This window comes from Ectobacillus sp. (assembly GCF_056992975.1).
The window spans coordinates 1-8,978 of record NZ_JBXKMX010000258.1 but is presented as its reverse complement, the minus strand read 5'-3'; the positions used below and the strand labels follow the sequence as shown (position 1 = coordinate 8,978).

Below are 8,978 nucleotides of genomic sequence, written 5' to 3'. Positions count from 1 at the left end.
TGAAAATTATTAAAGTGGCAGGAGCAATAGTTTCTCATCCGTTTGGAAGTATTATGCGTAGTATTATGGTGGCAGTATATGAATTAGGTGCTGCTGAAGTATGTGTGGTTGGTCATTATGATTGCGGAATGGCAAGCATACAAGCACAAAAGACGATTCAGAAGATGAAAGACCGAGGCATTTCTGAAGATAAGATTGAAACGCTTCGCTATTCAGGTATTGACTTAAATCGCTTTCTTCGTGGTTTCTCAAGCGTGGAGGATAGCGTAAAACATAGTGTAGATACGATTCGTAATCACCCTCTCTTACCAACTGATGTTCCAGTACACGGTATGGTGATTGATCCCAAAACAGGGAAATTAGACGTGATTATAAACGGCTACGAACATTAAGGATGCTTGTGTTTTTTCTCGGGAACAGGGTCAAATCCACCGGGATGAAACGGATGGCATTTTGAAATTCGTTTGATAGTAAGCCAGCTTCCTTTAAGTGCACCATGGACTTTAATTGCTTCCACGCCATAATGAGAGCAAGTCGGATAAAAACGACAGGATGGTGGTGTTAATGGAGATATAAAATTCTGATAAAACTGAATAATAGAAATAAGAATTTTCTTCATAGTAAAAACTCCTTTCAAATACAATTATCATAGCACAAGCTGTATTGAAAAATCATGTTTCATATCTTTACTATTTGTAAAAAAAATTATATCATATTATTTATATCGGAATTATTTAATTTGATTTATTAAGGAGAGACCAATATGCCATCAGTAGAAAGCTTTGAATTAGACCATACCATTGTGAAAGCACCTTATGTCAGACATTGTGGTGTTCATAAAGTTGGAAGTGACGGAATTGTAAATAAATTTGATATTCGATTTTGTCAACCGAATAAGGAAGCAATGAAGCCAGATGTTATTCATACACTTGAACATTTATTAGCATATAATTTACGAAAATATGTAGTGAAATTTGGCCACTTTGATATTATTGATATTTCGCCTATGGGATGCCAAACTGGATTCTACCTTGTAGTAAGCGGCACATCAACCGTTCGTGAGATTATTGACCTGCTCGAAGACACGATGCGTGATGCAGTTACTGTAACTGAAGTACCCGCAGCTAATGTTTTGCAATGTGGGCAGGCAAAACTTCATGATCTAGAGGGTGCAAAACGTCTTATGAATTACTGGTTATCACAAAATAAAGAGGAATTAGAAAAAGTATTTGGCTAATAGATGATGTTGAAAGGCTATCTTTAGCACAGTCGTATCTGTGTGTGAAAGAATAGTCTTTCTTTCATTTTAGACACAAGAACAACACTTGTATGTTCATCCTAACATGATAGATAGGGGGAATTGTGCATATTTCCCTTTTTCTAGGTAACAATGAATAGGAGTTTTGTCTTAGGGGACAACATAATTGGGCAGACCTGTTCGGTTAGAGTTTGCTTTTATGAGTCGTTATGAAGGAAATAACGTTTGAACGTTATTTTTCTTATTAGGCAGATGTTGCAAAAATATGCTACAATTCACTGTAAGAATTCGTAATAGTAGGAGCGCATTTTCATGTATACATTTAAAGATTACTACCAGAATAAAGTGGAGTTATCATTTGATGATCGTCCTTTTTCTCAAGCACCTAAGCATGTTTGGGCGATTTGCCGTTATCATGACAAGTGGCTGTTAACACAGCACTTGCGTCGTGGCTTTGAATTTCCAGGTGGAAAAGTAGAAGAAGGCGAAACACCTGAAGAAGCTGCCGTCAGGGAGGTGCTGGAAGAAACAGGTGGAATCGTGTCACATCTTGAGTATGTAGGACAATATAAAGTGTCTGGAAAAGATAAAATAATCATTAAAAACATATACTATGCAACTATTAGTAAGCTTGTTAAGCATACACATCTTGACGAAACGAATGGACCTGTTTTATTGGATGCAATTCCGACCCATATTAAAGATGATCGGCGATACAGCTTTATTATGAGAGATGATGTGTTAGTTCGAAGCTTAGAGCAAGTACACAAAAGTTTTCATGTTATGTAAGAAATGGACCGTTACTCAGAAATGGTAGGAACCTTTACCTGTGACGGTCCATTTTTTATTCAAATTTTATTTAATAATCATTTTTTCAAATAATGCTACTAGAACGTACATGATGGCAGCAAATAAACATGTGAGCAGTACACTCATGAGTACAAGCGTGAAATTGAAAATTTGAAAGCCGTAATGAATTAAGTAGCCTAAGCCTTGTTTTGAAACAAGCAATTCTCCAAAAATAACTCCGACCCATGAAAGGCCTACGTTTACTTTTAAAGTAGATATAATCGTGGGGAAGGAAGCGGGGAGAACCGCTTGCTTATACACTTGCCAGCGATTGGCGCCGAAAGTTTGAAGAACCTTTATATAATTCGTGTCAATCTCTAAAAAGGCAGAGTAAATCACAAGAATGGTAATGATGATAGAAATTAGAACCCCCATTGCAATAGATGAGGTCTCATTAGGACCAAATATTACGATGATAATGGGACCGAGAGCGACCTTAGGCATAGCATTGAATACGACTAAATAAGGATCTAAAACTTTAGCTAAAATAGGGATCCACCAAAGTATGGTAGCAATAATGGCGCCGAGAAGAGTTCCTAGAATAAACCCAATACAGGTTTCAAATAGTGTGGTAGATAGATGGGGCCAAAGCGTACCATCTTGTAATTTACTACTAAACAAGTGAAAAATACTAATTGGTGAACTAAATAGAAGTGGATCAATCCAATCTTGGCTGCTCGCGATTTGCCATAGGAAAATGGATCCAACAAGCAAAAGTACTTGTATTAAGAGGACGGTATATTTCACTGTGAGATTCTGTTTTTTATACATGCTGTGTAATCGTTTCAAATTGAAGTGATTATCCCTCAATAGCTTCAAGCTCCTTCCAAATAGTTTGAAATAAAGGGAGGAAGGAAGGGTGGGAACGCGCCTGGAAGGGGGGTAAGACACGTATATCATCAGGAATTATAATCTCTTTCGCTATTCTTCCAGGTCTAGCTTGCAGTAGAATGATGCGGTCACTCATCGCGATTGCTTCCTCTAAATCATGAGTAACGAGGATGGACGTTTTTTGAAATTGTTTCAGCAGGGAAAAAACGAGTTCTTCTAATTTAAGCTTCGTCTGATAATCAAGAGCGGAAAATGGTTCGTCTAATAATAGTAGCTTTGGATGAGTTGTTAACGTACGGACAAGAGCGGCACGTTGTCGCATTCCACCCGACAAATGCCGAGGATACAAATGTTCTATGTCTTGTAATCCAACCTGATTTAATAATTGGATCGTGTACCGTTTATTTTCCTCATTATAGTTATTCGTGATGCGAAGTCCAGTTACAACATTTTCTTGTATCGTTTTCCAAGGAAATAAGTAGTCTTGCTGTAGCATATAGCCGATTTTGGATGATGGTTTTGTAATGATTTCCCGTTCAAGCGTTACAGTACCGCTTAATGGTACTAGTAATCCAGAAATTAAAGAAAGTAATGTCGTTTTCCCACACCCGCTTGCTCCTAGAATGGAAACAAATTCTCCTTCCTGGACAGATAAACTTATATTAGCTAGAACAAGACTTGCTTCATCTGTAGTAAAGTACCCATGGTATAGCTGGTCAATGGATAAAAAGCTCATTAGGCATTTCCCCTATTTTCTTATCACTTTTTCAGCAATCTCCCGATCAACTAAACTTGGATAGTCGACCTTATTTGGCAATTGCCCAGCTTCTTTCATAATTTTTTGAAGGTTATTCCACTCTGTTTCATCTAAAAGCGGATTAGTTGCAAATGATTGCTGATCCTTATATCGCTGTATGACTTTCGTAATAATCTCCTTTGGGGTATCGGAAAATTGCGATTGTACTATATTTGTAATCTCTTCTGCAGTATGAGTGTATACCCATTGTTGCCCTCTATATAAGGCTTTTGTAAATTTTTCTATTGTTGCTTTATGGCTGACTAAATAACTTTTCTTTGTCATAAAGGATGTATAGGGAACATTTCCAGATTCTGCACCAAATGAAGCGACAATATACCCTTTTCCAGCTTGCTCAAAAATACTAGCTGTTGGTTCAAATAATTGAACGTAATCACCTGTTCCAGAAGCAAAGGCGTTAGCAATATTTGCAAAGTCAATGTTTTGTATAAGAGTAAGATCCTTTTGAGGATTTAGATTATGATTTTTCAGAACAAATTCTCCTACCATTTGCGGCATACCACCTTGGCGCTGCCCAAGAAACGTCTTGCCCTTTAAATCACTCCAATGGAATGTATCTGTTTTAGTACGAGACACGAGAAATGTTCCGTCTGTTTGGGTTAACTGGGCAAAGTTAATAACAGGATCTTTTGCTCCTTGATTGTATACATAAATGGATGTCTCTGAACCAACGAGTCCGATATCTATACTATTTGAAAGAATGGCAGTCATCGTCTTATCACCGCCAGCAGTCATTTGTAGTTCTAAATCAATTCCTTCCTCTCGGAAATAGCCATTATTAATGGCTACATACAGGGGAGTGTAAAATAAGGAATGGGTGACTTCTCCGACACGAACCTTTTCATTAACTGACTTTTGAGTACAAGCTACAAGCGTAATGCAACTTAGTGTTATAAGTAAAAATAGAACGAAAAGCTTTCGCAATGCTTTGCACCTCCTAGATAGAATCTACTTTTACTGTATGAACCGAAACAAAATTGTGTGAATGCCTATATAAAAAATTGTGATGCAAGGATGCAACCTGCTCTTTAAAGAAATTCAACATTAGTTTATCGAATATTGTTTAAATATTTTTTTAAATATTTTTATATTAAAAGTCGACTATTAAATGATAATCATGATAAAATAGAAATGTGAAATATCACAATTAAAATTATGAAAAGTTGATAAAGGCAAACCTGTTGAAAAATGGGGACGCAAAGTCACAGATCTAAGGTAGGAATACTACGATGGCTGGTCTGCCGCTTACGGAGGTAGCTAAATGTTGATGAGTCAATCAAGAATGATTGGGGAAGAGACGCACGGAGCCTATCTTGACATGGAGTGGTTAGCATTGATTATGGAGGCAAAAGGTTTAGGGTTAAGCTTTGAAGAAGTGAATGCATTTCTACAATTAGCGTCGACGAAGTAACGAAGTGTAGGACAGTAGATAAACAGCTACGAAAAGCATCTCTAGCTCGAAGCACGGTTACATGCTATAAATGTTGAGCAGTCAAATGACTGTTCTTTTTTTTGAAAAAAAATACCGCCTACAGAATGACTGTAGACGGTATTTTTAGCTATTAGAAAGGACCGCCTGCTGAAATGATGTCTTCAGAAACATTTGAAAATTTCTTGAAGTTTTCTTTGAATTTGCTTGCGAGTTCAATTGCAGTTTTCTTATATTCTTCTTTATCAGCCCATGTCTTTTCCGGAATTAATACTTCATCAGGAACACCAGGTACATGAAGTGGAATTTCAAGTCCGAAAATGCTATCTTTGTTTGTTTCTACATTAGCTAATTCACCGTTAAGTGCTGCTTGAACCATTGCACGAGTATATTTAAGGTTCATACGTTTTCCTACACCGTATACCCCGCCAGTCCAGCCTGTGTTTACTAAGAATACTTCGGCATTATGTTTTTCAATTTTTTCTCCAAGTAGTTCAGCGTAACGAGATGCTGGAAGCGGCAAGAAAGGAGATCCAAAGCATGTTGAGAATGTTGCTTGTGGAGAAGTAACTCCGCGTTCTGTACCAGCAAGTTTACTTGTATATCCACTTAAGAAGTGGTACATTGCTTGTTCTTTAGAAAGTTTGCTGATTGGAGGCAATACGCCAGATGCGTCAGCTGTTAAGAAAATAATTGTATTCGGGTGACCGGCAACACTTGGTAAGACAATATTATCAATTGCTTCCATTGGATAAGCAACGCGAGTATTTTCTGTCAATGATACATTATCGTAATCTGCCACGCGAGAATGTTCATCAAGAACAACGTTTTCTAAAACCGTACCAAATGTGATAGCATCGTAGATTTGTGGTTCTTTTTCACGTGATAAATTGACAACTTTCGCATAGCAACCGCCTTCGATGTTAAATACACCATTATCAGACCAACCGTGTTCATCATCCCCAATAAGTTTACGGTTTGCATCAGCTGATAAAGTTGTTTTTCCTGTTCCGGAAAGACCGAAGAATAAAGCAACGTCCCCTTCTTGACCAACATTTGAAGAGCAGTGCATAGAAAAGATGTCTTGTTCAGGTAGTAAGAAATTCATGATAGAGAAGATACCTTTTTTCATTTCTCCAGCATATTCAGTTCCTCCGATGAGAACGATACGTTTTTCAAAGGAAATGATAATGAATGTTTCTGAATTTGTTCCATCCACACTTGGATCTGCTTTAAAGTTAGGAGCTGAAACAATTGTAAATTCAGATTGATGATTTACTAATTCTTCTTCAGTAGGACGAATAAATAATTGTTGGGCAAATAGATTATGCCATGCATATTCATTGATAACTTGGATTGGCATTTGATATGCTTTATCTGCTCCAGCAAAACCGTTAAAAATGAATATTTCATCTTTTTCTTTTAAGTATTCTAGCACTTTAGTATATAGCTTATCGAAGGTTTCTGATGAAATTGGTTGGTTAACTGAACCCCAGTCAACTTTGCCTTCCGTAATATCATCTTTAACGATAAATTTATCTTTAGGAGATCGTCCTGTGTATTTTCCCGTCGCAACAGAAACAGCGCCTGCAGAAGATAAAACACCTTCTTTTTTCACTAATACTTTTTCAACTAATTGCGGAACACTTAGTTGAACGTGTGCATTGCTTCCATTGACTAATTCTTGTAATTCAGTGTGGATATTCACAGTACTCATATACATACCATCCTTTATGTGATTTATGAAATATGCTCCCTTTTTCTACAAAGAGTATAACATATTAAAATAAATAATGTATACTATATATTGAAATTTGTTTCCCGCTTTACTAGGTTCTTACATCCTTACTTTATTCGACAAAAACAGTGAATATCATTCAATAAATTATGAAATTTAATTGACAACAGACAGATATTTCTTTAGTATAATGTTTGGACGGATACTCTCTTATCCTGAGCTGGCGGAGGGACAGGCCCCATGAAGCCCAGCAACCTCACTCTCAAAGTGAAAAGGTGCTTAACCTGACGCAAGGCTTGTAATCAGCCTTGAACGATAAGAGTGAAAGGCAAACATGAGTAAATTTTAACCTTTCCTCAAGGGGAAAGGTTTTTTTATTTTTAAAATTGGGTATTGTAAGTAAGCCACGTATTCTGTAGAGATGAGTTCCGTACATAATAGAAAAGGGGGGGTTACTAATGAGTAAGACACGTCGTCTATTTACTTCTGAGTCTGTTACTGAGGGACACCCAGATAAAATTTGTGACCAAATTTCTGATAGCATTTTAGATGCAATTCTAGAGAAAGATCCGAATGCGCGCGTTGCTTGTGAAACATCAGTAACAACTGGTTTAGTATTGGTTGCAGGAGAGATTACAACTTCTACCTATGTAGACATCCCAAAAATTGTTCGTGATACAATTCGTGAGATCGGTTATAATCGTGCGAAATATGGATTTGATGCAGAAACTTGTGCTGTACTTACTTCTATAGATGAACAATCTGCTGATATCGCGATGGGAGTCAATCAGGCATTAGAAGCTCGAGAAGGAACGATGACAGATGCGGAAATTGAAGCAATCGGAGCTGGCGATCAAGGATTAATGTTCGGATACGCTTGTAATGAGACAAAAGAATTAATGCCTCTTCCAATTGCTCTTGCACATAAATTATCTCATCGTCTAGCAGAAGTTCGTAAGGACCAAACAGTCCCATACTTACGACCAGATGGTAAGACACAAGTAACGGTAGAATATGATGAAAATAACCAACCTGTGCGTATTGATACTATTGTTATTTCAACTCAGCATCATCCAGAAATTACACAGGAACAAATTCAAAAGGATCTGAAAGAATTTGTTATTAAACCAATCGTGCCGGCTCATTTAATTGATGAAAAGACAAAGTACTTTATCAATCCAACGGGTCGTTTTGTAATTGGTGGACCACAAGGCGATGCCGGTTTAACAGGACGTAAGATTATTGTAGATACGTATGGTGGATATGCACGTCATGGCGGTGGTGCGTTCTCCGGTAAAGATCCTACAAAAGTAGACCGTTCAGCAGCCTATGCAGCACGTTATGTTGCGAAAAATATTGTGGCTGCAGGTCTTGCTGATAAGGCAGAAGTTCAGTTTGCCTATGCAATTGGCGTTGCACAGCCAGTTTCCATTTCAGTCGATACGTTTGGAACGGGTAAAGTATCTGAGGAATTGTTGGTGGATTTAATTCGTACTAACTTTGACCTTCGCCCAGCTGGAATCATTAAGATGCTTGATCTTCGTCGCCCAATTTATAAGCAAACGGCTGCTTATGGTCATTTTGGTCGTACTGATGTTGTTCTTCCTTGGGAGCAAACAGATAAAGCATTAGAATTAAAGAAGCAAGCAGGTCTATAAAGGGAAATGTCCCTAAAGGGATTATATAAAAAATAAGGGAACCTGAAAGAAATGATTATTTCCTTTCGGGTTCCCTTATTTTTATATAGCTATCATTTACTTCAAGTCGCAGTGCTTTTGAGGTAGGACAGGCGACAATTATTCTAGCGGTATTAATCATCCATAAAATTACCATTTAGTTTCATAAGAATATCGGTTCCTTTTGATGCTAATCCATTTATTTTTGTATCTTCTATTAAATGCTCTAATATGTGTAGATCTGTTTGCAAATGCATAATGACACTTACAATGATATAAACGGTCGCCATATGTTCTTTTTTATATTTCGATTTATATACATTTTGCATAATGCATAAGGATTGCTTAGTTTGTTCCAGTTTAACTTCTAATTGCGTTAT

The 8,978-nt window shown here is 37.2% G+C and carries 10 protein-coding genes, 1 pseudogene and 2 riboswitches; of the genes and pseudogenes, 5 read left to right on the top strand and 6 right to left on the bottom strand.

Translation table 11 applies throughout. The features are described from left to right. On the top strand, positions 1-392 hold a 392-nt coding region (locus AC11ZT_RS11910), incomplete at its 5' end, for a beta-class carbonic anhydrase (protein ID WP_484059799.1). Here the strand turns inward: AC11ZT_RS11910 and yidD are convergent. Beyond that, positions 389-619: a membrane protein insertion efficiency factor YidD gene (gene yidD, locus AC11ZT_RS11905; protein ID WP_379965229.1), complete on the bottom strand. Its 231-nt coding sequence runs from the start codon at positions 617-619 to the stop codon at positions 389-391. The two genes, AC11ZT_RS11910 and yidD, sit on opposite strands and share 4 nt — an antisense overlap. A 144-nt stretch (positions 620-763) precedes the next feature. On the opposite strand from yidD, the gene AC11ZT_RS11900 reads away from it, so the two are divergent. Together AC11ZT_RS11900 and ytkD are read left to right on the top strand one after the other, a co-directional pair. After that, on the top strand, positions 764-1,237 hold the full coding sequence (locus AC11ZT_RS11900; RefSeq protein WP_484059798.1) for an S-ribosylhomocysteine lyase: 474 nt from the start codon (positions 764-766) through the stop codon (positions 1,235-1,237). Between the two features lie 333 nt (positions 1,238-1,570). After that, on the top strand, positions 1,571-2,047 hold the full coding sequence (gene ytkD / locus AC11ZT_RS11895) for an RNA deprotection pyrophosphohydrolase (RefSeq protein WP_484059797.1): 477 nt from the start codon (positions 1,571-1,573) through the stop codon (positions 2,045-2,047). A 66-nt stretch (positions 2,048-2,113) separates the two neighbouring features. Here ytkD and AC11ZT_RS11890 read toward each other — a convergent pair whose 3' ends face one another. The 3 genes from AC11ZT_RS11890 to AC11ZT_RS11880 are packed head-to-tail and all read right to left on the bottom strand — an operon-like array spanning position 2,114 to position 4,679. Further along, positions 2,114-2,878 carry an ABC transporter permease gene (locus AC11ZT_RS11890; protein ID WP_484059800.1) on the bottom strand — a complete coding sequence of 255 codons (765 nt, stop codon included), beginning with the start codon at positions 2,876-2,878 and terminating at the stop codon, positions 2,114-2,116. Between the two features lie 28 nt (positions 2,879-2,906). Next, a complete protein-coding gene (locus tag AC11ZT_RS11885) occupies positions 2,907-3,674 on the bottom strand; it encodes an ABC transporter ATP-binding protein (RefSeq protein ID WP_484059796.1) in 768 nt (255 codons plus the stop codon). Between the two features lie 12 nt (positions 3,675-3,686). Then, on the bottom strand, positions 3,687-4,679 hold the full coding sequence (locus AC11ZT_RS11880; RefSeq protein WP_484059795.1) for an ABC transporter substrate-binding protein: 993 nt from the start codon (positions 4,677-4,679) through the stop codon (positions 3,687-3,689). Positions 4,680-4,916: 237 nt separating this feature from the next. Continuing rightward, positions 4,917-5,001: riboswitch (cyclic di-GMP riboswitch) on the top strand. Between the two features lie 15 nt (positions 5,002-5,016). Here AC11ZT_RS11880 and AC11ZT_RS11875 point away from each other — a divergent pair. After that, a complete protein-coding gene (locus AC11ZT_RS11875) occupies positions 5,017-5,166 on the top strand; it encodes an anti-repressor SinI family protein (RefSeq protein ID WP_484059794.1) in 150 nt (49 codons plus the stop codon). 151 nt (positions 5,167-5,317) lie between these two features. On the opposite strand, the gene pckA is transcribed toward AC11ZT_RS11875, so the two are convergent. Beyond that, a complete protein-coding gene (pckA, locus tag AC11ZT_RS11870; RefSeq protein ID WP_484059793.1) occupies positions 5,318-6,901 on the bottom strand; it encodes a phosphoenolpyruvate carboxykinase (ATP) in 1,584 nt (527 codons plus the stop codon). A 228-nt stretch (positions 6,902-7,129) separates the two neighbouring features. Further along, positions 7,130-7,244, top strand: a riboswitch (SAM riboswitch). A 136-nt stretch (positions 7,245-7,380) separates the two neighbouring features. Here pckA and metK point away from each other — a divergent pair. Then, on the top strand, positions 7,381-8,580 hold the full coding sequence (metK, locus tag AC11ZT_RS11865; protein ID WP_484059792.1) for a methionine adenosyltransferase: 1,200 nt from the start codon (positions 7,381-7,383) through the stop codon (positions 8,578-8,580). A 152-nt stretch (positions 8,581-8,732) separates the two neighbouring features. Here the strand turns inward: metK and AC11ZT_RS11860 are convergent. Beyond that, positions 8,733-8,978 (bottom strand): annotated as a pseudogene (locus tag AC11ZT_RS11860) (hypothetical protein); the annotation flags it as partial.